This window comes from Leucobacter sp. M11, from assembly GCF_035726885.1.
Lineage (GTDB): Bacteria > Actinomycetota > Actinomycetes > Actinomycetales > Microbacteriaceae > JAPFRB01.
In genome coordinates this window covers 12,372-14,037 of sequence record NZ_JAPFRB010000005.1, presented here as the reverse complement: position 1 = coordinate 14,037, position 1,666 = coordinate 12,372, and the positions used below count along the sequence as shown (strand labels likewise).

1 protein-coding gene is annotated in these 1,666 nt (G+C 71.9%); it reads right to left on the bottom strand.

The window, feature by feature from the left end:
* Positions 1-1,666, bottom strand: a 1,666-nt coding sequence (locus OOT08_RS15295; RefSeq protein ID WP_325093707.1) for an RCC1 domain-containing protein, incomplete at both ends; no start/stop codon positions are given.

Below are 1,666 nucleotides of genomic sequence, written 5' to 3'. Positions count from 1 at the left end.
GGCCCGGCTTCGGCTCGACCGTGAAGCGCAGCTCCTGCCGGTCCTCGCCCACCCGGTTCGTCGCGGTCACCGTCACCGTCCAGGCCCCCGCCCGGGTCGGCGTTCCCGAGATGAGCCCCGTCGTCGCGTCCAGGCTGAGCCCCGGCGGCAACTCCCCCGCGGTCACCGCGAACGCGATCACGGGGTCACCGGTCGCGGTGAGCGCGTGCTCGGCGGACGCCCCGACCTGCGCGGGGGCGGTCTCCGGCGGCGAGGTGATCTCCGGCGGCGCCAGGTAGGTGAAGCCGCCCGGGTAGTCCACCGCGGACAGTTCCTCCCCCGTGGCCCCGGATCGGGTGAGCACGCGAATGTCGACGGGGCCCGCCGCGTGCGGGGGCGCGATGATGGTGACCGTGCCCGCGGCGCTGTCCCGCGAAACGATGGGCTGCGCGACCCCGTCGAGGGTGACCTCCAACGCCGGGAAGTTCACCCGCTGCGGGGTGTTCTTCTGGGGTTCGGCTGAGCCGAGGCCGAGCTGCCCGTACTGGTTCCGCCCCCAGGTCCACACCGAGCCGTCCTCGAGCTGGGCGAGCGCGTACCAGCCGCTCTGCGCACCGTCCGCGACCCGGGAAAGCTCCCCGGCCGGGCCCGGGGAGAGGACGAGCTCCTCGTCGACGCCCTGGCCGGTCTGCCCGAAGTTGTTTCCGCCCCAGGTGAGCAGCCGCTGCGCCGGGTCGTGCACGAACGGCACCCAGGACACCGCGATGGGGGTGTATCCGCGCTCCGCGAAGCCGGGAATCAGCGTGGGGGTCCGGATCGCGGAGTCTTCGCCGAGCACCCCGTTGGGGTACTCCTCGATCTCAAACGACGCCGGGGCCCGCACGGGAGCCGCGCCGGAGACCGCCCCGTAGTAGTTCGCTCCCCAGCCCCAGATGTTGCCCGCCGCGTCCCAGGCAAGAATCGTCTCCGGGCCGACGAGGAGCCGGGTCGCGGGAACGGGAAGGTCCGTCGGCCCCGGAAGCGATCGGTGCTCCATCGCGGGGATGCCGAGCTGCCCGTGGAAGTTTGCGCCCCAGGTCCACACGGTGCCGTCTGCGGCGAGCGCGAGGGAGGTCTGCCCGGAGTTGTGCACGGAGCGGATGCGGGCGTCGGTGTCGATCCGCACGGGCCGGGGGGTGCCGTTGGTGACGGTGGTGCCGTCGCCGAGCTGGCCGTAGGCGTTGTCTCCCCAGGTCCAGACGACGCCGTCGGTGTCGAGCGCGATGGCGTGGAAGGCGTCGGGGGCGCTTGCGAACTGCGCGATCCGGACGCCCTCGGGGAAGGGCACTCGCATCGCGTCGGGGGTGTAGCCGATGGTGGTGCCGATGCCGAGCAGGCCCCGGCTGTTGTCGCCCCAGGCGTAGAGGGCCCCGTCGGACATGAGCGCGTAGCTGTTCCAGCGGAGGACCTCGACCGAGGCGATTGCGCCGTGCGTTGCCGGGATTTTGAGCTTGGTGAGCCGTTTGGGTTCGGGGATGTTTTGCTGGTTGAGTTCGAGCAGGCTGCCCTTGTGGTTTCGTCCCCAGCCGTAGACGACCTGCTCGTCGGTGAGGGCGAGGCTGTGGGTGTCGCTCTTGGCGGTCTGGATGACGGTGCCGCTGGGCGGGGCGGGGATGACGATTTCGGTGCCGCCCGCGGTGCTTCCCCA